The organism is Hymenobacter sp. APR13, assembly GCF_000737515.1.
In the GTDB taxonomy this organism is placed as follows: Bacteria; Bacteroidota; Bacteroidia; order Cytophagales; family Hymenobacteraceae; genus Hymenobacter.
Window position 1 is genome coordinate 242,866 of sequence record NZ_CP006587.1, and the last position, 22,613, is coordinate 265,478.

At 63.2% G+C, this 22,613-nt stretch carries 17 protein-coding genes and 1 tRNA gene; 6 read left to right on the top strand and 12 right to left on the bottom strand.

Annotated elements, in window-relative coordinates:
- Window positions 1-2 precede the first annotated feature (2 nt).
- Window positions 3-2,549, bottom strand: coding sequence for an excinuclease ABC subunit UvrA (gene uvrA / locus N008_RS00960; RefSeq protein ID WP_044013072.1), 2,547 nt, complete (start codon window positions 2,547-2,549; stop codon window positions 3-5).
- Window positions 2,550-2,713: 164 nt separating this feature from the next.
- On the opposite strand from uvrA, the gene N008_RS00965 reads away from it, so the two are divergent.
- Entirely contained in the window at window positions 2,714-3,133 is a 420-nt protein-coding gene (locus tag N008_RS00965) for an META domain-containing protein (RefSeq protein WP_081910530.1), read from the top strand.
- A gap of 168 nt (window positions 3,134-3,301) precedes the next feature.
- Window positions 3,302-5,758: a TonB-dependent receptor gene (locus N008_RS00970; protein WP_044013076.1), complete on the top strand. Its 2,457-nt coding sequence runs from the start codon at window positions 3,302-3,304 to the stop codon at window positions 5,756-5,758.
- 92 nt (window positions 5,759-5,850) lie between these two features.
- On the opposite strand, the gene N008_RS00980 is transcribed toward N008_RS00970, so the two are convergent.
- The 7 genes from N008_RS00980 to N008_RS01010 all read right to left on the bottom strand — a co-directional run bounded on the left by N008_RS00980 (window position 5,851) and on the right by N008_RS01010 (window position 12,854).
- Window positions 5,851-6,276, bottom strand: coding sequence for a BLUF domain-containing protein (locus N008_RS00980; protein ID WP_052381050.1), 426 nt, complete (start codon window positions 6,274-6,276; stop codon window positions 5,851-5,853).
- Window positions 6,277-6,579: 303 nt separating this feature from the next.
- Window positions 6,580-7,926: a dicarboxylate/amino acid:cation symporter gene (locus N008_RS00985; protein WP_052381051.1), complete on the bottom strand. Its 1,347-nt coding sequence runs from the start codon at window positions 7,924-7,926 to the stop codon at window positions 6,580-6,582.
- Between the two features lie 400 nt (window positions 7,927-8,326).
- Window positions 8,327-8,414 (bottom strand) — tRNA-Ser (locus tag N008_RS00990).
- Between the two features lie 81 nt (window positions 8,415-8,495).
- A complete protein-coding gene (locus tag N008_RS00995; protein WP_044013080.1) occupies window positions 8,496-9,545 on the bottom strand; it encodes an asparaginase in 1,050 nt (349 codons plus the stop codon).
- A gap of 225 nt (window positions 9,546-9,770) precedes the next feature.
- Window positions 9,771-10,538 carry a TatD family hydrolase gene (locus tag N008_RS01000; RefSeq protein WP_044013082.1) on the bottom strand — a complete coding sequence of 256 codons (768 nt, stop codon included), beginning with the start codon at window positions 10,536-10,538 and terminating at the stop codon, window positions 9,771-9,773.
- A 332-nt stretch (window positions 10,539-10,870) separates the two neighbouring features.
- Window positions 10,871-12,049, bottom strand: coding sequence for a glycosyltransferase (locus tag N008_RS01005; protein ID WP_081910532.1), 1,179 nt, complete (start codon window positions 12,047-12,049; stop codon window positions 10,871-10,873).
- 166 nt (window positions 12,050-12,215) lie between these two features.
- A complete protein-coding gene (locus tag N008_RS01010) occupies window positions 12,216-12,854 on the bottom strand; it encodes a polysaccharide deacetylase family protein (protein ID WP_044013084.1) in 639 nt (212 codons plus the stop codon).
- A 75-nt stretch (window positions 12,855-12,929) separates the two neighbouring features.
- On the opposite strand from N008_RS01010, the gene N008_RS01015 reads away from it, so the two are divergent.
- Window positions 12,930-13,310 carry a hypothetical protein gene (locus tag N008_RS01015; protein WP_197062919.1) on the top strand — a complete coding sequence of 127 codons (381 nt, stop codon included), beginning with the start codon at window positions 12,930-12,932 and terminating at the stop codon, window positions 13,308-13,310.
- Between the two features lie 9 nt (window positions 13,311-13,319).
- On the opposite strand, the gene N008_RS01020 is transcribed toward N008_RS01015, so the two are convergent.
- Complete coding sequence (locus N008_RS01020) at window positions 13,320-14,450, bottom strand: glycosyltransferase family 4 protein (RefSeq protein WP_044013087.1); 1,131 nt, start codon at window positions 14,448-14,450, stop codon at window positions 13,320-13,322.
- Between the two features lie 214 nt (window positions 14,451-14,664).
- A complete protein-coding gene (locus N008_RS01025) occupies window positions 14,665-16,056 on the bottom strand; it encodes a polysaccharide biosynthesis C-terminal domain-containing protein (RefSeq protein WP_044013089.1) in 1,392 nt (463 codons plus the stop codon).
- Window positions 16,057-16,374: 318 nt separating this feature from the next.
- On the opposite strand from N008_RS01025, the gene N008_RS01030 reads away from it, so the two are divergent.
- The 3 genes from N008_RS01030 (at window position 16,375) to N008_RS01040 (ending at window position 19,969) form a co-directional block, all read left to right on the top strand.
- On the top strand, window positions 16,375-17,442 hold the full coding sequence (locus N008_RS01030; RefSeq protein ID WP_044013091.1) for a hypothetical protein: 1,068 nt from the start codon (window positions 16,375-16,377) through the stop codon (window positions 17,440-17,442).
- Between the two features lie 115 nt (window positions 17,443-17,557).
- Window positions 17,558-19,024 (top strand): O-antigen ligase family protein, encoded by a 1,467-nt coding sequence (locus tag N008_RS01035; RefSeq protein WP_044013092.1) that lies wholly within the window; start codon window positions 17,558-17,560, stop codon window positions 19,022-19,024.
- Between the two features lie 129 nt (window positions 19,025-19,153).
- Entirely contained in the window at window positions 19,154-19,969 is an 816-nt protein-coding gene (locus N008_RS01040; RefSeq protein ID WP_044013094.1) for a class I SAM-dependent methyltransferase, read from the top strand.
- A gap of 122 nt (window positions 19,970-20,091) precedes the next feature.
- On the opposite strand, the gene N008_RS01045 is transcribed toward N008_RS01040, so the two are convergent.
- Together N008_RS01045 and N008_RS01050 are read right to left on the bottom strand one after the other, a co-directional pair.
- The gene (locus tag N008_RS01045) at window positions 20,092-21,324 is read right to left on the bottom strand and encodes a PP2C family protein-serine/threonine phosphatase (RefSeq protein WP_231569762.1); all 1,233 of its coding nucleotides are present in this window, start codon (window positions 21,322-21,324) and stop codon (window positions 20,092-20,094) included.
- Window positions 21,325-21,419: 95 nt separating this feature from the next.
- Complete coding sequence (locus N008_RS01050) at window positions 21,420-22,613, bottom strand: ABC transporter permease (protein ID WP_052381055.1); 1,194 nt, start codon at window positions 22,611-22,613, stop codon at window positions 21,420-21,422.

The following is a 22,613-nucleotide window of genomic DNA, read 5'->3' on the forward strand; positions in this document are numbered from 1 at the left end:
CCCTATGGCCGGAACCGCGCCAGATAGGGTGCCGTGCGGCTTTTCTTGGATTTGGCTACTTCGGCGGGCGGGCCGGCTACTACCACCTGGCCGCCTTCGTCGCCGGCGCCGGGGCCCATGTCGAGCACCCAGTCGGAGGCGGCTACTACGCGCATGTCGTGCTCTACCACGATGACGGTGTTGCCGGCTTCCACGAGGCGGTTGAGCTGGGTGAGCAGCCGCACCACGTCGGCGGGGTGCAGGCCGGTGGTGGGCTCGTCGAGGACGTAGAGCGACTGGCCGCGCTGGGCGCGTTGCAGCTCGGTGGCCAGCTTGATGCGCTGGGCCTCGCCGCCGCTGAGCTCGGTGGCGGGCTGGCCCAGGCGCAGGTAGCCGAGGCCCACCTCGCGCAGCACCGTGAGGGCGCGCTGCACGGTGGGCTCGTCCGCAAAGAACTCCCAGGCGGCGTCCACGGTCAAACCCAGCACCTCGGCAATGTTCTTGTCGCGGTAGGTGATTTCCAGGGTCTGGGCGTTGTAGCGGGCGCCGTGGCAGACGGGGCACGGCGCGTACACGCTGGGCAGAAACAGCAGCTCCACCATCACAAATCCTTCGCCCTGGCACTTCTCGCAGCGGCCTTTGGCCACGTTGAAGCTGAAGCGGCCGGCGTCGTAGCGGCGCTTGCGGGCGGCGGGCGTGGCGGCAAACAGCTTGCGCACGTGGTCGAACAGGCCGGTATAGGTGGCCATGTTGGAGCGCGGCGTGCGCCCAATCGGTTTCTGATCCACGCGAACCAGCCGCTTGATATTCTCCAGCCCGGCCACGATGCGGCCACCGACTGAAGGAGTGGCGGCGCGTTCCAGCGGGTCAGACGTTTCATCTTCTTCCGACACCAATTCGTGGCCCAGATGCGCGGCCATCAGCTCCACCAGCACTTGGCTCACGAGGCTGGACTTGCCGGAGCCCGACACACCCGTAACGGTGGTGAGCACGCCCAGGGGAAACTGCACGTCTAGGCCGTCGAGGTTGTTACGGCGGACGCCGGCCAGCTGCAGCCAGCCTTGCGGCTCGCGAGGCGCGGCGGCCGGGGCCGTGGCGGGCGCGGGGTACAGAAAGTGCCGCGTCTGGGAGGCTTCTACGTCGGCCAGGCCTGCCGGGGGGCCGCTGTAGAGGATTTCGCCGCCCAGCTCGCCGGCGGCGGGGCCCACGTCTACCAGCCAGTCGGCCTGGCGCACCACGTCAAGGTTGTGCTCGACCACGAACAGCGAGTTGCCGGCCTGGCGCAAACTGGCCAGCGCCGAAAGCAGGGCTTCGGTGTCGGAAGGATGCAGGCCGGCGGAGGGCTCATCGAGCACATACACCACCCCAAACAGGTTGGAATACAGCTGCGTGGCCAGCCGCAGCCGCTGCAGCTCGCCCGGCGACAACGTGGGCGTGCTGCGCTCCAGCGACAGGTAGCCGAGGCCCAAATCGAGCAGCACTTCCAGCCGGGCGCACAAATCCTGCGCGATGCGGTGGGCTACTTCGGCCTGCTCGGGGTGGGTGGCATCGTGGGTTTGGCGGGCGGCGGTGCCGCGGGCGTAGGGCTGCAGCAGCGCCGCCACGCGCTTGAGCGGCAGGCTGGAGAAGTCGGCAATGTCGAGCCCGGCAAACGTGACGGCTAGGGCTTCGCGCCGCAGCCGCTTGCCGTGGCAGGTGGGGCACTCCTGGCTAAGCATATACTGCAGAGCGCGCTTTTTCATGAGCGGGCTCTGGGTGTTGCTGAAGGTGTGCAGCACGTGGCGCCGCACGCTCGTAAACGTGCCCATGTAGTTCGGCGGCTCCCGGCGCTTCACGGCCCGCTGGGTTTCCTGGGGCGAGTAGCCGGGGTACACGGGCACCACGGGCTGCTCCTCGGTGAACAGAATCCAGTCGCGCTGCTTTTGGGGCAGGTCCTGCCACGGCACGTCCACGTCGTAGCCCAGCGTCACGAGGATGTCGCGCTGGTTCTGGCCGCCCCAGGCCTGAGGCCAGGCCGCAATGGCCCGCTCCCGGATGGTGAGCGTGGGGTCGGGCACCATGCTTTGCTCTGTCACTTCGTACACGCGGCCCAAACCGTGGCAGGTGGGGCAGGCGCCCTCGGGCGTGTTGGCCGAGAAGCCTTCGGCATATACAATGCCCTGTCCGGCCGGGTAGTCGCCGGCCCGCGAGTAGAGCATGCGCACTAGGTTGGACAGCGTGGTGACCGAGCCCACCGACGAGCGGGTGGTGGGCGTGCCGCGCTGCTGCTGCAGGGCCACGGCCGGCGGCAACCCTTCAATGGCATCCACCTCAGGCACGGCCATCTGGTGGAACAGCCGCCGCGCATACGGCGACACCGACTCGAGGTAGCGGCGCTGGGCCTCGGCGTAGAGCGTGCCAAAGGCCAGGCTGGATTTGCCGGAGCCCGACACGCCGGTAAACACCACCAGCGCATCGCGCGGAATATCTACGCTGACGTTTTTGAGGTTGTGCTCCCGGGCGCCGCGCACGCGCACGTAGCCGGCTTTGGGGTCAGGGGAAACGGAATCAGAGGCAGTGGTACGGGCCATGCAGGCAAAGCGGAATGGGTGAGCCCGGTATACCACAGCGGCCCGGCCGAGGTTCGGAAATTACTGCCTCAGGGGCCGGCTCCTGAGGCTTGCAACCTTTCTATGTCCCTCGGACTCCTGTTAATTGGGCACCGGCCTGTTGTTCCACCAGTTATTTCCCTGTTATGCGAAATTTCGTCCTCTTACTTGGTGCGTTGGCGCTGCTCGGCAGCTGCAAAAAAGAAGAAAGCAGCTCCTCCATTCAGCGTACCCGCTGGATGCTGGTGCAGGTGGAAGATTTTCCCGTCACGCTATCCAGCTACTCCCCCACCTTCAGTTCCTACATTCAGTTCAACACCGATAGCAAAACGGAAGGGCTGGCCCCCTGCAACTCGTTTGGGGGCACTTATGTGCTCGGCACCGGCACCCAGCTCCGCATCACACAGCAGGCTTCCACCCGCACCACCTGCGCCGCGCAAAACATCGAAGACCGGTATCTGAACGCCTTGCCGCGCACCACGCGCTACGAAATAAGCGGCCGGGAGCTGCGCCTGTTCGACGCGGCCACTCCCACGCCCATCCTGGTTTTCAGCGCTGCCGATTAACGCCTTTATCAGGTCAGGGCCAGCACTCGCAGCGGTTTGGCAAACGCAAAAACGCTCCGGCCGGACGCCTGCGGCGTCGGGCCGGAGCGTTTTTGCGGCGGTATTTTGCCGTTTTCAAAACATCTTAGCCGCCCTATCATTCGTACGGTACTCTCCAAACCCGTACGTATGCCGCTTCGCTACTTTCTGTCGATAGTCCTCCTTCTTCTGCTACAGCTGCCAGCGCTGGCCCAAAGCACCGGCGTGCTCAGCGGCACCATTCGCGACCGGGCCACCCAGCAATTACTGCCGGGCGTGACGGTGGCGCTGGAAGGCACCAGCCTGGGCACCGCCTCCGACGAGCAGGGCCGCTTCCGGCTCACTGATATTCCGACGGGCAGCTACAACGTGCGGGTGTCGTTTGTGGGCTACGAGCCGCTGCTGCGCGCCAACGTGGTTATCACCAGCGGCAACGCCAACATTGTGAGTTTGCAGCTGGCGCCGGCGGCGCAGGCGCTGGGCGAGGTGCAGGTGACGGCCAGCCGCGCCATCCGGGTGGCTACGGCCGAAACGCCGCTGAGCGTGCAGCGCCTCAATGTAGAGGAAATCAAGAGCAACCCCGGCGGCAACTTCGACATTTCGAAAGTGGTGCAGGTGCTGCCCGGCGTGGGCGGCGGCGGCACGGGTGGCACCGCCGGCTTCCGCAACGACATCATCATCCGGGGCGGCGCGCCCAACGAAAACGTGTACTACCTCGACGGCATCGAGGTGCCCGTCATCAACCACTTCCAGACCCAGGGCAGCGCCGGCGGGCCGGCCGGCATGCTCAACGTGAGCTTTATCGAGGACGTGACGCTGAGCACTTCGGCCTTCGAGGCGCGCTACGACAACACGCTCAGCAGCGTGCTGCAGTTCCGGCAGCGCGACGGCAACCCCGACCGAATCCAGGGCAACGTGCGCCTGAGCGGCACCGAAGTGGCCGGCACGCTGGAAGGGCCGCTGGCCAAAAACACCACGTTTCTGGCTTCGGTGCGCCGCTCCTACCTGCAGGTGCTGTTTAAGCTGATTGACCTCCCCATCCGGCCCGACTACTGGGACTCGCAGTTCAAAATCACCACCAAGCTGGGCCCCAAAACCACGCTCACGGCGCTGGGCCTGGGCGCTTTGGACCACTTCGAGGTGGCCGTGCCGCGCAAGAGCACGCCCGAAAACACCTACACCATCCGCAACACGCCCACCATCGACCAGTGGAACTACACCGTGGGCGTGAGCTTGCGGCAGCTGCTGGAGCGCGGCTACCTCAACCTGGCCCTCAGCCGCACCCAGCTCAGCAACCAAGCCGATTTCTTTGAGGGCGGCACCGCGTTTCAGGGCGACGAAAGCCGGCGCGTGTTCCAGACCCGCTCCGGCGAGGTGGAAAACAAGCTGCGCCTCGACATCAACCGCAGCCTGGGCAAGTGGCAATACGCCTACGGGGCCGTGGGCCAGCTCATCAGCTACGACAACCGCTACTTCAACCGCCTGCGCCAGGCCGTGCTCAACCCCGACGGCTCGGTGCAGCAGCCAGCCGTGAACGTGCGGTTTCAGAGCGACCTGCAGTTTGCACGCTTCGGGGCGTTTGCCCAGGTGACGCGGCCGTTTCTGGCCGACGACCGGCTGACGGTGTCGGCGGGGCTGCGGGCCGATGGCAACTCGTTTACGGAGGGCGGCGCCAACCTGCTGCGCACCCTCTCGCCGCGGGTGTCGGCGTCGTACGCGCTGGCCTCGCGCTGGAACCTCAATGCCAGCATCGGGCGCTACTACAAGATTCCGCCCTCCACCCTGCTCGGCTTCCGCGACAACGCCGGCCAGCTCGTGAACAAGCCCAACCGCTACATCGGCAGCACGCACTACGTGGCGGGCCTGGAGTTTCTGCCCTCGGCCAGCCGCCGCTTCACGGTGGAAGCCTTCTGGAAGCAGTACGACCACTACCCCGTCAACACCCGCGACGGTATCAGCCTGGCCAACCTGGGCGGCGACTTTGTGGCCCTCGGCAACGAGGCCGTGACCAGCACCGGCCGTGGCCGGGCCTTCGGGGGCGAGTTTTTCTTTCAGCAGAAGCTCACGCGCAACCTGTTCGCCGTGACGTCCTACACGCTGTTCCGCAGCGAGTTTACGGGCCTCGATGGCCAGTATAAGCCCTCGGCCTGGGATACGCGCCACTTGGCCTCGGTGCTGCTGGGGCGCAAGTTCGGGCGGGGCTGGGAGCTGGGCGCGAAGTACCGGCTGGCCGGCGGCGCCCCCTACACGCCCTTCGACGACGCGGCCTCGCAGCAGAACTACCTCACCATCGGGCAGGGCGTGCTCGACTACGGCCGCCTGAACACGTTGCGCCTGGGCACCTTCCAGCAGCTGGATCTGCGCCTCGACAAGAAAATCAACCTGCGCCGTCTCACCTTCGACCTCTACGTGGACGTGCAGAACGTGCTGGCCCTGAAGTCGCCGGCGGCCCCCAGCTACACCTTCCAGCGCACCCCCGACAACGCCGACTTCGTGAGCACCGACGGCCAGCCCCTGCGCCCCGATGGCTCCAACGCCATACCCTTCCTGCTCGACAACAACAGCGGCACCGTGCTGCCCACCATCGGCTTCATCGTGGAGTTTTAGGCGGGCCGTTCTGGCAAGCACCTCCCCTCTGGCCCATAGAAAAGCCCGCGCCTCCGATGGAAGCGCGGGCTTGTTAATTCAAAGTAAACCGGCTAGCTGGCCGTTTCGCCGACGGTGGTGCGCAGCATGGAGTACAGCAGGTCGTCGGCACCGCTGAGGCTGCCGGGCAGGGTGCGCAGCAATTCGTCGGGGGTGGCGTAGCCGGCCGCAGTTGGCAGCGCATCGGCCGCCACCGTTTCAAAGGCCATCGACCAGTTGCCGAAGCTGCGGTATGGAATGTCTTTGTCGGCCAGCTTCATCACACCGGTGTGGCGGGCATCGGCCTCCACCTTGTCATAGAGCGCCTGCACGGTGGCTTTGTCGCCTTCCATGATCTGCATGAACTGGCCGCCACCATACACCAGGGCACCCGTTATCTGTAGCTGCTCGTTGTTGCGGCGGCATTGGGTCAAAAGCATCGTCAGCTCATCGTCGCTCATGGACTGCGTGGCGCTGCTTATATAGATGATGTGGTGCATTAGGCAGAACAAATAAAGAGCAGAGAGACCAAGGTTCAGAAAAGCGAACATTGGAGAAACAAGTGTTCTTTATACAAATTGTCCAACAATCGGGTTCATTCATTTCCCACAAAAGCACTGGAACAGCCTTTTTTCGTTGGCCGGCGTGGAGGCTTCGGCTGCTGCTCCACCGTTTATTCGGAACTGTGACTGAGTTTCTTGGCAATCAATTACTCAAAAAAACGCTCATCGCACCGGCAGGCTGAGCTAGGAAAATTTGTGAGCAGGATGGGATGCCGGCAGCCAGATAGAAGCAGGCAGCGGCTACTTCGGGATTTCGGCGGTGTCGGGGCGCTCGACGCGCGGCAACAAGGCGGCCGGCTCAGGCGTCAGCTCTTCGGGCACCGAGCGGCCAGCCAGGGCCAGCTGGTGGCGACGTTCATCGAACTCTCCCTCGCTCTTGGCCACTACCAGCGTGGCAATACCGTTGCCGATGACGTTGGTAATAGCGCGGGCCTCGCTCATGAACCGGTCGACTCCCAGCAGCAGGGCCACGCTTTCCACCGGAATAACCCGGGTAGCAGCCAGCGTAGACGCCAGCACGATGAACCCCGAGCCGGTGACGCCTGCTGCACCCTTGCTGGTGACTACCAAAATCCCGATAAGCGTGAGTTGCTGGGTGAGGGAAAGCGGAATATTGAAGGCCTGGGCCAGAAATATTACGGCAATCGAGAGGTAAATAGAAGTGCCATCGAGGTTGAAGGAATAGCCCGTCGGAATTACCAAGCCAGCTACGGAGCGGGAGCAGCCGTAGCGCTCCATTTTGTCGATCATGCGTGGCAGCGCCGACTCCGACGACGAGGTGCCCAGCACCAGCAGAATTTCCTCTCTGATAAAGCGTAGATACGGCATCAGCCGCAGCCCATAGTAGCGCAAAATCAGGTTCAGCACCCCAAAAACAAACAGAAACATGGTGGCATATACTACCAGCATCAGCTTGCCCAGGGGCAGCAGCGTGGCAATGCCATACTTGCCGATGGTGAAAGCCATACCGCCAAACGCGCCCAGCGGAGCCAGCTTCATGACCATGGCCAGCACCCCAAACATGGCATGCGAGAGTCGGTCAAAAGTCTTCATCAGGGGCTGGGCGTAGTCGCCCATGCGGTTGAGCGCCAGGCCAAACAGCACCGAAAACAGCAGCACCTGGAGGATGTCGCCTTTGGCGAATGCGCCCACTACGTTGTCGGGCACGATGTGCGTGAAAAATTCCACCCAGTTCATTTCGCCGGCTTGTGAGGTGAAGCGGGCGGCTTCCTGGGTCTTTTGCGAATCCTGCAGCACGGCCTGGGCCGTAGCCTGTACGCCCGCGCCGGGCTGGGTCAGGTTGGCCACTACCACCCCAATGCCCAGGGCCAGCGTCGTCACAACTTCAAAGTAGAGAAGTGCCTTTCCGCCAACACGGCCCACCTTCTTCATGCTGCCCATCCCCGCAATACCCAGCACTACTGTCAGGAAAATGATGGGCGTTATCAGCATTTTAATCAAGCTGATAAATGTATCGGCAATGGGTTTGAGGGCGGCTCCAAAGGCGGGAAACAGTGCTCCCACCGCCACGCCCAGCGCAATGGCGGTGAGCACCTGCACAGTAAGATTGGAAAACAGCTTTTTCATGAGGTGAAATGCTTGGAGGACAGTTGGTGGCAGTGGCGGCCCAGCTACATCATGCCTATAGTGCGCCGCCCGCATGAACAACTTATCTTGGGTTCTGGCAGCAGCTGTGGCTGCTATGCCTAGCAGAATTTTGAAGCATAGCCGGCAACTGACGCTTGCCGGTCTTCGGGATAAGACATAATCGGCGCAAGCTGAATGCAGGCGACAACGCCCAGGCGAGCCCGCCAAAAGTAGTGAACCTAACCCGGCCTCACGGCGCCGCCCAGCTGCCGTAGCCCAACTGGCAGTTCTCACCCGTGCGGTTTGGCACGCAGCTGGCCCCCTTGTCAACCGGCTGATGTCCAGCGTATCGAGCAGCAATAAAAAAGCCCCGTTTGCAGCTTGCAAACGGGGCTTTCTGTAGAGAGGATGGGATTCGAACCCACGATGAGCTTTAGACCCATACACACTTTCCAGGCGTGCTCCTTCAACCACTCGGACACCTCTCTGGGTGCGGTTAGGTGGCGCAAAATAACACCCGTTTTTCCGGATACACAAGCCCCGCCCGCAATTCGGGGCCAGAATCTGCCTCAGGCCGGCGTGATTTCGCCGCGCAGGTCGTGGGTGAGCAGGCGACGCGTGTCGGCCACGGGCTGCTCCAGGCCCAGCACGTACATGAGCTTGGTGATGGCCGCTTCGCGGGTGATGTCGGCGCCGCCGAGCACGCCTAGGTCGGTGAGGTAGGCGCTGGTTTCGTAGCGGCCCTGCAGCACGCGGCCTTCCTCGCACTGGCTCACGTTGAGCAGGTATACGCCCTGGTCGGTGGCGTCGCGCAGGCACCTGAGAAACCAGGGGGCGGTGGGCGCGTTGCCGGAGCCGTAGGTTTCGAGCACGGCCCCGCGCAGGCCCTCGGCCAGCAGCTGGCTGCGCACCATGCGCTCGGTGAGGCCCGGAAACAGCGGCAGAATGGTTACGTGCTCGCACAGGCGCTGGTGCACGCGCAGCGGGGCGGCCGGCAGCGGCCGCAGGTGCTTGTCGTCGAAGTCCAGCTCGATGCCGGCACGAGCCAGCGGCGGGTAGTTTTCGGAGCGGAAGGCGTTGTACTGCTGGCTTTCCACCTTCTTGGCCCGGTTGCCCCGAATCAGCACATCGTTGAAGAACAGCCCTACCTCGGGCACGCGCACCGTGCCGGCCAGCGGGTGGCGGGCGGCGGCAAACTCCAGGGCCGTAACCAGGTTGCGGCGGGCATCGGTGCGGATGCCACCCACGGGTACCTGCGCACCGGTAAAGACCACTGCCTTGCCCAGGTTTTCCAGCAGAAAGCTCAGCGCCGCCGCCGAGTAGGCCATGGTATCGGTGCCATGCAGCACCACGAAGCCGTCGTAGCGCGCGTAGTTTTCCTCGATGAGGGCCGCAATGCGCAGCCAGTCCTGAATGCTGACGTTGCTGGAGTCAATCGGCTCGCCGAGGCTTTGCACCTCCACCTGCATGTTGAGCTGGCGCAGCTCGGGCATCTTCTTGCGGATCTGCTCGAAGTTCATCGGCACCAGTTCGCCGCGCTTGTTGTAAGCCATGCCGGCCGTGCCACCGGTATAAATAACGAGAACAGCCGTTTCGGGGCGGGAATCAGAAGAAAGCAAGGGCGGGGCAGGATTGGGTTGGAGGAGCAAGGTAGGCAGGGCGGCGTCATTCCAGCAAAGCCAGTCCGTGCTTACTACAGGGCAGAAATGAGCTACGTGAACGATGTAGAAACGCAATATTTTGCGTCTCGTCGCTGCTGATGTTGTTACGTTAATCGTCTGGAGGTGATGTTCAACGACGAGACGCAAAACATTGCGTCTCTACACCGTTCATTCAGCCTTAGCCTACAGCTTGAACAGCTGCCGGGCGTTGTGGGTGGTGGCTTCCACCACTTCGGCTTCGGTTTTGCCGAGCAGCGTGGCGATGCGCCGGGCAATGAGGGGCAGGTAGGCCGGCTCGTTGCGCTTGCCGCGGTGCGGCATCGGGGCCAGGTAGGGGCAGTCGGTTTCGAGCAGCAGGTGCTCCAGCGCTATGCCGGGCAGCACCTTGTCGAGGCCGACGTTCTTGAACGTAACCACACCCCCGATGCCCAGCAGAAAGCCCAGCCGAATGGCCTCCTCGGCCTCCGCCACGGTACCCGAGAAGCAGTGATACACGCCGCGCAGCGTGCCGTCCTGCCCCGCCTCGATGAGGTCAGTGGTTTCTCGGAAGGCCTCGCGGGTGTGCAGTACCAGCGGCAGCTGATGCTTTTTGGCCAGCTCGATCTGCACGAGTAGGGCCTCCTGCTGCATGCTGAGGGTGGTTTTGTCCCAGTGCAGGTCGATGCCGCACTCCCCTACCGCCGCAAACGGCCGCTTCCCCAGCCAGTCCTCCACCTCGTACAGCTCCCGCTCGAAGTTTTTGGTGACGTGGCACGGATGCAGCCCCATCATGGCATGGCACTGCTGCGGAAACCGGGCCTCGGTTTCCAGCATGGCGTCGATGCTTTCGTGGTCGATGTTGGGCATGATGATGGTCTGCACGCCGGCCTCGAAGGCGCGGTTGAGCATATCATCCTGGTCAGGCTTGAACTGCTCGGAGTAAACGTGGGCGTGGGAATCGGTGAAATGCATTGTTTGGTGCTTGGTGCCTGGGGCTTAGGGCCTAGGGATTGGTGCCTGGGGCTTAGGGACTGGGGTGGAAACGGTGCCGGCTTAGCGGGCGCAAGTTACGGTGGGCAGCCCGGCCGGCCGAACGGCACGGCCGAGGCGCCTCACCCCCCGGCCCCCTCTCCGAAAAGGAGAGGGGGAGCCAGACGAAGAAAGCAAATCAAGAGCCGTATGTGTAGAGCAAGGGAGGATTCATATATCAAGAGCAGAACCGGTGCCCCCTCTCCTTTTCGGAGAGGGGGTCAGGGGGTGAGGCGCCCCGCCTGAACAACTCACCAAGCACTATGCCCTAAAGCCTACCGATACCTTCTCCCCTTCCAGTCAAAGGAGAGCGGCAGCAGGCGGAAGACAGCCAGGGCGGCGGTGAGGGCGGGCGTGTAGAGCTCGAACAGCGGCAGCAGGTGCAGCGGGGCGCGGCGGCCGGCGCGGCGGAAGCAGAGCGCGGCCAGCAGCCCCTGCAGCAGCATTTTGGCCAGCAGCACCAGCCCGGCGGCCAGCGGCCCGGCCAGCCAGCCCAGCGCCAGCAGCGCCGGATAGAAGCCCGCGTAGTATAGCAAGCCGCCTTTCAGCCACCACGGCAGGCTTTCCACGCCCCGGCTCCAGCGGCGGCGCTGGTGCAGCAACGCGCCAAACGTGGGCATGGGCAAACTCTCGGCCAGCACCTCGGGGCGGAACAGAATCCGGTAGCCGAAGCCATGACGCAGCGTGGCGCGGAACAGCTCAAAGTCCTCGGTTACGGAAAACGGCAGCGCCTCGTAGCCGCCGATGGCTTCGTAAGCGGCGCGCGTTACCAGCATGTTGTTGCCCATGGCCGTCACGGGCCGCCCCAGATCCGACACCACCTGCACCAGCCCCAGCGAAATCAGCCAGTCGAGACCCTGCAGCTTATCAAATAGGCGCGGGCCCTGCACCAGCGTGAGGCCCGTCACGGTGCCGATGCCCGGCTGCGCGTGCGCCAGCAACGACGACACCCAGGTGCGAGGCACGGCAATGTCGGCGTCGGTGATGAGGAAAAAATCGGTGGTGGCGGCGTGGGTGAGGTGAGCCAGCACGTTGGCCTTGCCGCGGGCTAAGCCCAGCGTTTCCCGGATGGGCACCACCCGAAACGTGCCGCCGAAGCCCTGCATGGCCTGGGTAGCTACGGCGGCGGTGCCATCGGTAGAGCCATCATCACCGAGCAGCACTTCCAGTAAGTGCGCCGGGTACTCTAGCTGCCGGATGGCCTGCAGGCAGCGCCCGATGGCCGCCGCCTCGTTGCGGGCCGCAATCAGCACACTCACGCGCGGCAACGGCTGCGGCAGCGGCCCCGGCCGGCTCCCGCGCCGCGTGGCCAGCAGCAGCGTAGAAGCCGCCAGAATCAGAAACCACCCGGAAAGAAAAAGCGTGAGGAACAGCAAAGTTGGTGATGAGGTGATGGGGTGATGAGGTGACAGGTGACAGGTGACAGGTGAGAGGTGACGAGGGAAGAACGTCATGCAGAGCGCAGCGAAGCATCTCGCGTGCTGATGTTGTTAAATCGTCGAACGATAACCGCTCCGTAGCCTAGGGTTTAAACCCTGGGCTAGTGAAACAACATCAGCACGCGAGATGCTTCACTGCGCTCTGCATGACGTTCTGAATGTCGTGCTCATCTGCAAAATCTTATAGCAACTCAAACGAATACCCCTGCTCAACACAGGCCGCCAGGTAGCGGGGCAGCACGGCGCGCAGGTTCTGGCGGGCCTTTCGGCTGTCGTGGAACACGACGATGGCGCCGGGGCGGGTGTGGGCCAGGGCGGCGCGCAGGCAGGTTTCGGGCGGATAGGTGGCGTCGTAGTCGTAGGTGAGCACGTCCCACATGATGAGGCGGTGGCTGGGGTGCAGCGCGGCGGCCTGGGCGCGGGTGAGGCGGCCGTAGGGCGGGCGCAGCAGCGGCCGGGCCTCGGGCTGCGGCAGCAGCGCATCCAGCGCCTGCTGGCAACGGCCCACCTCCTGCAGATACTGCGGCAAGGGCGTCCGCCAGCCACTCACGTGGTGGAAGGTGTGGTTGGCGAGGCGGTGGCCAGCGGCCAGCACCTGCCGGGCAATGTCGGGGTGCTTTTCCAGGTTGTCGCCGACGCAGAAGAACGTGGCGCGGGCGTTGTGCCGGGCCAGCTGCTCCAGCACGAAGGGCGTTTCCTCCGGAATAGGGCCGTCGTCGAAAGTGAGGTAGAGCGGCTTCTCCCCCACCCGCACCGGCCCGCGCCACTCGGTGTGCGGCAGCCAGCGTTGCATGATTTCGGGGAGGCGGTGGATACGCATGGGGTTTCTATATTTGAGTGCAACTAATCATGCGCTATGCTACGGCAAAAGTACAGTCACAAAAAAGCTACTGAAATGTATCTCGCCGGCGCAAGCCCGGAAAGCGTAGCTAAGATGCTGCTAGAAGAAGGTGCCTCAGAACAGGAAGCTCCGCAATTGGCTGCAGAGTATTTACGCAGCTTCTTATTGTATCAAGTTGATATTCAAAAGAAACTACTAAAACGTGGCAGTCTGTTTCAAACTATTGGCTTGGTATTCACCATTTGTGGATTGGTTCTTAGCTTTCTGGCGTCCATATCAACTGACACAAACGGGTCCAACATCATTTTCTATGGCATTATCCTTTCAGGGATTGGCATCTGGGTGAAAGGGTTCATCGATAAGCGGCAATCGTCGGATATTATTTCGCAAGTTGAAAACAGCCTTGCCTCTGCAGAAATTTATCGTGCCTCATAGCTCCAGCAGTTACTTCTTCGCCGCCGCCAGCACTGCCTCCCACAGCACTTCGGCGCTGTGCTGCCAGGAGTAGCGCTGCACGTTTTGCAGGCCTTTTTCTATTAGCGAGGCACGTAGCGTGGGCTCCTGGTGCAGACGCACCAGCGCGTCGGTGATGGCGCCAGCATCCTGCGGGTCGGCGAGCAGGGCCGCGCCGCCGGCCACTTCGGGCATGGAGCTGCAGTCGGAGGTCAAAACCGGCGAGGCGCAGGCCTGGGCTTCGATGATGGGAATGCCGAAGCCTTCGAGCAGGGGCACGTAGACGGTGGCGTAGGCGGCGGCGTAGAGCTGCACCAGCTCTTCTTCCGTTACGCGGCCGGTCAGGTGCACGTCGTGGCGGAACTGCAGCTGCTGGTACACGTCGAACATGGGGCCCGCTTTCCAGGCCGTGCGGCCCACGATGAGCAGCTTGGTGGTGGCGCCGGTGCGCTGCTTGAACGCGTCGAAGGCCCGCAGCAGATTCGTCAGGTTTTTGCGCGGGTGCAGGGCGCCCACAAACAGGAAGTACGGTTTGCCGGCCGCGTACCGCTCCCGCGTGGCCGTCTGCACGGCCGGCGGCTGGGGTTGGAAGTGCGCATCGGCCGCGTTGCCGGCCACCCGGATTTTGCCGGGCTCGATGCCGTAGGTGCGCACCAGGTCCTGCCGCGTCGCCTCCGACACCGCCACTAGCTGCGCCGAAGCCCGGGCAAAGCGCGGCGCGAAAAACTGGTAGTACCGGTGTTCCAGCCCGCTCATGTGCTCGGGAAAATGCTCGAAGGCCAGATCATGAAACACCGTGACGCGGGGCACGCGGGTAGCCAGGGTGGTGTAGCCGTCGGGGCTGAGGAACACGGCCGGGCGGTGCCGCCGCAGCCACAGCGCCACGGCCCCCTCAAACCACGCCACCCACAAAAACGGGTGCCGCGCCGACGGCAGCAGCACGTGCGGCACCACATTGGGCCCCGTCAGGTACCGCGCATCAAAGGCCCGGTCAAAGAGCAGGTGAAACGTGTGCTCGGGGTGCGCCGCCACCAGCTGCTTCAGCGTCTCGAACGTGAAGCGCCCAATGCCCTCCAGCTGGCCGCCGGGCAACAGAAAACGGGTGTTTACGGCGATGTGCAATTTGGTGATGAGGTGATGAGGTGACAGGTGACAGGTGACAGGTGACAGGTGACAGGTGACAAAGGTAGCTGTCATCCTGAGCAGAGCGAAGGATCGTATGGGATAAGAAGAGTGGTTTTACCGCTTGCCGTTCAGACGTGATAAGGTCCTTCGCTCTGCTCAGGATGACAGGGTTTCACCCCATCACCACTCACCTCATCACTTCATCACCCCATCACCGCCCCAGCAACTGCCGTAGCTCAGCTACGCGCACGATTCGGGTCAGGAACAGGATGGCCACGAAGCTCAGGCCGGCCAGCACCGACTCGGGGAGCCAGTGCAGCTGCAGGCTCATTTGCAGGCCCGCCCACACGGCGCACAGCAGCCCGAAGGCCAGCGCCAGCCGGGCCAGCCACGCCCACGGCACCGGCACGCCGGTGCGCCGGTGCACCAGCCACAGGTAGCCCACCGACACAAATACGGCGCACACCAGCGTGTTGATAGCGCCGGCCACCGCCCCCAGGCGCGGCAGCAGCACCAGGTTCAGGCCCACGTTCAGGACAATGCTCAGGCCCACCAGCCAGCTCACTGGCCGCTCGTGGTTGGTGCTGGTGAGCAGGGTGCTGTAGATGGCGAAGAAGGCGTGCACCAACACACTCACGAACAGAATCTTGAGGCAGAGCGCCATGCGGGCCACTTCCGGTGGCGTGCTGTGCGTGAACTGCCAGAACAGGATTTCGCCCCGAAACAGCACGAAGCCGCAGATCAGCAGCATGGGCACCGTAACCACGCGCTGCCCGAACCAGAGCAGGTCCTTCTGCTCCTGGGGCCGGCCGGTGGCGTGGGCGAACTTGGCGAAAAACAGCGGCAGCACCGTCCAGAGGTACATCATCATGGTATCCAGCCAGCGGTAGGAAGCGGCGTAGTAGCTGGCCTCCTGCGCCGACACCAGCCGCTCCAGCATCAGCATGTCAATCCGCTCGTTCAGCCCATATACCAGCGTGATGAAGGCCAGCGGCAGACTAGCACGCAGCACCGTGCGGGCCTGGCCCAGCTGCAGCCGAAACCGCACCCGCCCGTAGAGCCGCGCAATGACACCGTAGAGCACCACAAATGTGAAGCCCACCGCCAGCGTGCGGGCGCCCACATAGCGGTCCAGGGAAATGCCGATGGGCACCAGCAGCAGCACCAGCCCCAGCAGCAGAAACTTCTCCAGCACCGACAGCAGCGCATCGGTATTGAAGCGCTGGTGGGCCTGCAGCACGCCCCGCAAAAACAGCGTGTACTGCGCCAGCAGCAGACCGCCCGCCGTGAGGCCGAGCAGCGTGAGCGTGTGGCCGCGGTAGCCCAGCAGCCACCCAATGCCCAGCGTAACCAGCAGAAACAGCCCCGACAGCCAGCCCTTCAGGGGCAGCAGCGTCGGGAAGTACTCGGTGAGGAAGTCGGGGTTGGCGGCGACGCGCTTGGTGGTGAGCTGGGTGGTACCCAGGTCGGATACCTGCGCCAGAATGGTGGCCAGCGTGAACAACGCCGTGAACGTGCCGAACGCCGCGTGGCCCAGCCGGTCCTGCACCAGGCTTTCCACCATCACCCAGCCCGGCTTCACCAGCAGGTTGAGCAGCACCACGAAGCTGATATTTCCGAAAAAGCGTTTGATACAGGCCGGGAATAGAAGATGGGCCGCGAAATTACAAGGAATGTAGCATAGGCTTCCGCCGGTGCCAGACTTCCGCCTGCCCGCTCTGTACAAAAGGCGGAATGCCACCAGCCTACAGATTTTCACCGTCCACTCTATAGTTCTTCCTTTTTGGAAAGCGAGTTGGAGCTGAAGCCGGCACAGGCTGAAGCCTATGCTACATGTAATGCCTGATTACACTAGCTTTGCTGCGTTGTGGTGTGGCCGGCAGGCCGGCAATACCGCAGTAGCTTGTCTTTTCGCCCCTCTATGTCATCCCGCTCCTATTCGCTGCTGGGCCTGTGGCCGGTTATCAATCGTTGGAAGTATCTGGTGCTCGGCGCGGTGGCGCTGGCCTTTGTGGTCAGTGCGGTGGTGGCCCTGCTGATGCCCAACGTCTACAAGTCCACCTCGGTGTTCTATCCCACCAACCCCAATACTACCGACCCCGACCGGATTGTGACGGAGGGCGGCAAGCTGGAGCTAGGCGGCCGCAATGAAGACCTGGACCGGGTCATCACCATCGGGCAGTCGCAGCCGGTGGCCGAGGGCATCATCCGCCGCTTCAAGCTGCACGAGCACTACGGCGTGGGCCAGGCCGGCGACGACATTGCTGACAACGCCGCCCTCAACGAGTTCAGCAGCAACCTCAACATCGTCCACAACGACCGGGACGCCATCGAGCTGACCTTCCTGGACACCGACAAGGTGCTGGCCGCCCGCATCGTGAATGCCATGGTGCAGAGCATCGACTCCGTCAACCAGCAGCTCACGTTTGCCAACCGCCGCAAGGTGCTGGGCCTCTACGACCAGCGCCGCAGCTTCCTGGAGCGCGAGTACCAGAGCACCTACGATAGCCTGCTGGCTGGCCGCCGCCGCTACGGCGTGTATGGCCTGGCCCTGGAATCCCGGTATCTGGCCAAGGAAATCATCGAAACCGAAAACGCGCTGCGCCGGGCCGAAGGCGAAGGCAACAGCAGCAAGGCCGCTGGCCTGCGCCGCGCCCTGCGTGCCCTCACCCGCGCCGACGGCGGCAATATCTTCAACCTGGAAAGCTACACGGCCGGCAACGACCGGATGAACACGCTCTACGCCCGCTTCAACGACATCCAGACCCGCCTCATCAAGGCCCGTGGCGACTACGAATCGGCCAGCCTGAGCATCAGCGGCAAGATTTCCAGCATCTATGTGGTGCAGGAAGCCTACCCCGCCACCCGCAAAGCCGCGCCGGTACGATGGTTTATCGTGCTGTCATCAGTACTCGTGACCTTCGCCTTCGCCGTCATCTTCATCACCCTGCTGGAGCTATACCGCGGCAATCTGTCAATTAAGAACTAGTTATTAGGGCTTATGGAACAGGGCCTGGGGGTTAGGTTATTCATCAGCTTAACGTCCTATCACTGAACCCCAGGCCCTATTCCCTAAGCCCCAAGCCCCAAGCCCCAAGCCCTAAATGAAACCCCTGTCCTCTCTGCGGCCGCACTTCACCGACCAGCGCCTGTTTATGGCGTTTGTGGGGCTGTTGCTGAGCTGTGGGGCGGCGGCGATGCTGCGCTCGTCGGGGTGGCTGGCGTTGCCGGTGGCGGCGCTGGGGGTGGCGGTGCTGCTCGTCGACTGGCGCTGGGTGTACTACATTCTACTGGCCACGCTGGCCTTTTCGGTGGAAGTGGCGCTGCCCGGCGGCCTGAGCATGGACGTACCCTCGGAGCCGCTGCTGCTGGTGCTGCTGGTGTGCTTTGTGGTGAGCGTGCTGCTGGGCCGGAGCCAAGTGCCGGCCCGCGTCTGGACGCACCCGCTGGTGGTGCTGATGGGGCTGGCGCTGCTGTGGTCGGTGGTAAGCACAGCGTTTTCCGTGAACACGCTCAAGTCGGTGAAGTACCTGCTGGCCAAGACGTGGTACATCGTGCCCTTCGTGTTCGTGACGCTGGCCGTGGTGCGCCGCCCCCAGGATATCTGGCGGATAGTAGCGCTATTTGCCGCGGGCGTGTGCGCTACAGTGGTGTACACCATGCTGCGCCACGCCGCCAAGGGCTTCGGCTTCGATTCCATCAACTGGGCCATTCAGCCCTTCTACCACAACCACGTGCTGTACGCGGCCACGGCGGCGCTGCTGGTGCCACTGGCCTTCTACGCCGCCCGCGACGCCACTTCCCGCGGCGCACGCTGGCTCTGGTACGCGGTGGTGCTGGTGGCGGTGGGCGGCGTGCTGCTCTCCTACACCCGCGCCTCCATGCTGTCGTTGGTGGTGGCCGGGCTGTACTACGGCATCATCCGGCTGCGCCTGACGCGGGTGGTGCTGGTGGTGGCCAGCGTGGGCACGCTGCTCACCACGGCCTATTTCGTGCGCGACAACACGTATATGCTGTACGCGCCGGAGTTCGAGAAAACCATCTTCAACGGCGGTAACTTCGAGAAACACCTGGAGGCCACCTACAAGCTGCAGGACGTGTCGGGCATGGAGCGGGTGTACCGCTGGGTGGCGGCGGCCCACATGATTGCCGACAAGCCCCTGACCGGCAGCGGCCCCTCCACGTTCTACCCTGAGTACAAGCGCTACACCGTGCGCAGCTTCCGCACCTACGTGAGCGACAACCCGGAAAAGTCGACCACCCACAACTACTTCCTGCTGCAGCTGGCCGAGCAGGGCGTGCCGGGCTTTCTGCTGTTTGTGGCGCTGGTGTTCACGGCGTTGCTGCTCGTGGAGCGCCTCTACCACCGCGCCCAGACCGCCCAGCACCGCCGCCTCGTGATGGCCGCCGGCTTGTCGCTGGTCATTACGGTATTCCATCTGCTGCTGAATGAATTGGTGGAAGTCGATAAAATCGGCTCCTTCTACTACATCTCCATGGCTATCCTGATCCGGGTGCAGCTGTGGATGGAAGACGACGAGCAGGCCCAAACGGCACCGCCGCAGCTCTAGCGACTTATCCCGCTTGTATGCCCTTATTCTATACATGCCGGGCCTGAGTATAGCGGCAGTTGTCGTTTAGCATGTACCTTCGCCGAGCCGGCAAGGCCTGAAACTATTTCCTTTCTTTTGCGACTGACAATGACGGTTAACGAATTCTTTGAGCTGTTTCTGGACGAACTACGCAGCAATCAGCACCTGACCAGCTACTATAAGTTTCTAGAGAATCCGGCCAGCTTCGAGTTCCGCAAGTCCTACGTCACGCAGCGCCTGCACTACATCCTCGACCACTTGCCCAGCACCGAGGCCGCCATCTGGGACTGCGGCTGCGGCTATGGCACCACGGCTATTTTCCTGGCCCTCAACGGCTACAAGGTGCACGGCACCACCCTGGAGTTCTACTTCAAGCACATTCCGGAGCGCTTGAAATACTGGTCGCAGTTCGGCGACGTGTCGGGCTTCACCTACAGCTACGAAAACCTGTTCGATTCGCCCCCAGCGCCGGCCTCCTACGACCACGTCATCATCCAGGATACGCTGCACCACCTAGAGCCGCTGCAGGATGCGCTGCGCATCTTCCACTCGGCCCTGAAGCCGGCCGGCAACCTGATTATCGTGGAGGAAAACGGCGGCAACGTGGCGCAGAACCTGAAGCTGTACCTGCGCCGCGGCAACAAGCGCATCATCGAAATCTACGACGAGCAGCTGCAGAAAAACATCCTGCTCGGCAACGAGAACATCCGCGACCTGGCCACCTGGCGCCGCGAGCTGGCCAAGCAGCACCTGCACATCTACCCCGCCGACGTGCAGTACATCCGCCTGTTTCCGCCGTTCATGTTCAAAGACGGCAACTCCCAGCAGCTCATGGCCCGCGAAGGCCGCCTCTGGCGCAGCAACTCGTTGCTCAAGGAAAACCTGTTCTTCGGCCTCAACTTCGTGGCGGGGAAGGCGAAGTAAGGCCCCTAAGAGTAGGGCCGCAAGGCCGTCATGCAGAGCGGAGCGAAGCATCTCGCTAGTGTAGTAATTCCACACTGGCGAGATGCTTCGCTCCGCTCTGCATGACGGCCTTGCGGCCCTATTTAAACCGGCAACTCAGAATCGTCACGTCGTCGGCGAACTGGCTGCCGTTGACGTTGTAGGCGTTTTATGGAGGCCAGCAGCGCTTCGTGCAGGCGCTTGAGGGGTAGGTAGCGATTCTGAGCCAGCAGAGCCAGGATGCCTTCTTCGCCGAATTCTTCCTGGTTGGCGTCGAACACCTCGGTCAGGCCATCGGTGTAGTTGAGCAGCAGGGCGCGGCCGGGAATATGCACCTCCCCCACTTTCAGACCCGGCAGTTCGTCCATTACGCCCAGCATGATGGTGCCTTCGCGCAGGCGCTCCACCTGGCCCGAGTCGAACACCAGCAGCGGGTCGTTGTGGCCGGCATTTACGTATTGCAGCACGCGGCTGGCGCGGTCGTAGACACCAAAGAACACGGTGATGAACTTGTCGCCGCCGGCATTGCGGAAAATCAGGTTGTTGAGCTCCTGCGCGATGGTAGCCAGATCAACCTGCTGGCGGAGCAGCGTGCGCAGCCCGGCCTGGAAGTTCGACATCAGCAACGATGCCGCCACGCCTTTGCCCGATACGTCGGCCACGCAGAACAGGAAGCGGTTGGCGTCGATGTCCACCACATCGTAGTAGTCGCCGCCGACGGCCGTGTGGGGCACATAGGACGCGGCCACGGCCACGTGGGCGTCGTTGGGCAGCTTGCGCGGAAACAGCATGGTCTGCACTTCCTGCGCAATTTCAATCTCCTTGCGCATGGCGGCCGCCGCCACCCGCTGCCGGCCCAGGCGGCGGTTGTCGATGGCGCCGAGCAGAATGTTGCTGAGCGTTTCCAGGAACTTGGCCGCCTCGCCGCTGGCGTAGTCCTCGTGCACGTTGCCGATGAACACGTAGGCCACCACCTCGTCGTTGCGCACCACCGGAATCACCGCTTCCAGCATGCTCCACTCCGTACCCAGGCCCATACCGGCCAGGGCAGCCGGCTGCCCACCCGTGCCGCGCAGCACCGATTCGGGCAGCGGAACGCGCCGGAAATCAGGCAGCATTGCCCCAAACGACACCACGCACTGCCACTGGCCCTCTTCCTTCACGTAGAGCACCAGCCGCCGGATGTTGAGCTGGCCGAGCAGCGTGAACTGGAAGATTTTGTAGAGGGCCCCCTCACTATGGTCCTGGTTGATGGCCTGCGTGATTTCCAGCAAGGCCCCTAATTCCCGGTCTTTCAGGAAAAGGCGCTTTTCAGGGGTGAGCGTAGAGTTGGGCATAGTTTGTTGGTTTATATGGCTGAATTGTTAAATGGCTTAATGGTTATTCGTGCAACGGCATGGTAGAACGACCAACCATTTAACAATGCAGCAATTCAACCATTTAAAGGCGTTTTAGGATCGTAGGCGTCGCGGAGGCCGTTGCCGAGCAGGTTGAAGCTGAGCACCAGCAGGCTGATGGCCAGGCCGGGCAGCAGCGTCAGCCAGAGGCCGGCTTCGGTGCCCAGCAGCTGGAAGCCTTCGTTCACCATCAGCCCCCACGACGGGGCCGGCGGCTGCACGCCCAAGCCTAGAAAGCTCAGGCCGGCTTCGAGCAGAATGGCCGCCGCAAAATTACTGGTTGCAATGACAATCAGCGGCCCGGTCATGTTGGGCAGCAGGTGCCGGATGATGAGGCGGCTTTGCGGGAGGCCCAGCACGCGGCCGGCTTCCACGAAGGTTTTTTCGCGCAAGCTCAGCATCTGACCACGCACCACCCGGGCCACGTCCACCCACATGGTGAGGCCCACGGCCACAAATGAGGTCCAGACGCCCTTGCTGTCGAGGGCCAGCGAAATGGCAATGACCAGCATGATGCCCGGAATGCTCCACACCACGGTCATTACGCCCAGCAGCAGCGAGTCGAGCCAGCCGCCCACGTAGCCGGCCACGGCGCCGACGGCCATGCCCAGCACCACCGAAATCAGCACCGCCACCAGCCCAATGCCGAGACTGACGCGGGTGCCCAGCAGCAGCCGGCTCAACTCGTCGCGGCCCGATTTGTCGGTGCCCAGCCAGTAGGTGCGCGGCCCGATGCGCTCCTGCGCCACCAGCTGCTGCAGCTCGGCGCGGGTGCCGGGCTGCCCCGCTACCTCGGCCAGCGAATAGCGGCGGGCCTTGTCGGCCAGAGCTGAGTGGTTTTGGTAGGGCTCGATGAACACGGAGTCGCCCTGGAAGCGGTAGCCGCCGATGGGCACTTCCTGGTAGCGCGGGGCGCGGCCCGAGGCCCAGGTCCGGAAAATGTTGTCGGATGCCGAGCGCAGGGAGTCCCGGATGGGCAGGCGCAGCACCGTGGCTTGGAAGCCGGGCGGCTCTTTCTGCAGCTGCACCAGGCTGTTGTTGGCGTTAGGCGAGTTGTCGGGCAGCACCCAGTAGCCCAGCACCGCAATCAGGGAGCACAGCACAATGAAGCCCAGCCCAGCCATGGCCGGGCGGTTGCCGAGCAGCCGCTGCCGCACATAGTAGCCCGGCGACCGGGCCGCGGCGCCGGCCGTGGTTGCTTGCGTGCGTGTGAGCGTGGAGCCGGCCAC

Coding starts and splice junctions, on each gene's coding strand:
- uvrA (WP_044013072.1), bottom strand. CDS start 2,549: ATGGCCCGTACCACTGCCTCTGATTCCGTTTCCCCTGACCCCAAAGCC.
- N008_RS00965 (WP_081910530.1), top strand. CDS start 2,714: ATGCGAAATTTCGTCCTCTTACTTGGTGCGTTGGCGCTGCTCGGCAGC.
- N008_RS00970 (WP_044013076.1), top strand. CDS start 3,302: ATGCCGCTTCGCTACTTTCTGTCGATAGTCCTCCTTCTTCTGCTACAG.
- N008_RS00980 (WP_052381050.1), bottom strand. CDS start 6,276: ATGCACCACATCATCTATATAAGCAGCGCCACGCAGTCCATGAGCGAC.
- N008_RS00985 (WP_052381051.1), bottom strand. CDS start 7,926: ATGAAAAAGCTGTTTTCCAATCTTACTGTGCAGGTGCTCACCGCCATT.
- N008_RS01000 (WP_044013082.1), bottom strand. CDS start 10,538: ATGCATTTCACCGATTCCCACGCCCACGTTTACTCCGAGCAGTTCAAG.
- N008_RS01005 (WP_081910532.1), bottom strand. CDS start 12,049: ATGACGTTCTTCCCTCGTCACCTCTCACCTGTCACCTGTCACCTGTCA.
- N008_RS01010 (WP_044013084.1), bottom strand. CDS start 12,854: ATGCGTATCCACCGCCTCCCCGAAATCATGCAACGCTGGCTGCCGCAC.
- N008_RS01015 (WP_197062919.1), top strand. CDS start 12,930: ATGTATCTCGCCGGCGCAAGCCCGGAAAGCGTAGCTAAGATGCTGCTA.
- N008_RS01030 (WP_044013091.1), top strand. CDS start 16,375: ATGTCATCCCGCTCCTATTCGCTGCTGGGCCTGTGGCCGGTTATCAAT.
- N008_RS01035 (WP_044013092.1), top strand. CDS start 17,558: ATGAAACCCCTGTCCTCTCTGCGGCCGCACTTCACCGACCAGCGCCTG.
- N008_RS01040 (WP_044013094.1), top strand. CDS start 19,154: ATGACGGTTAACGAATTCTTTGAGCTGTTTCTGGACGAACTACGCAGC.
- N008_RS01045 (WP_231569762.1), bottom strand. CDS start 21,324: ATGCCCAACTCTACGCTCACCCCTGAAAAGCGCCTTTTCCTGAAAGAC.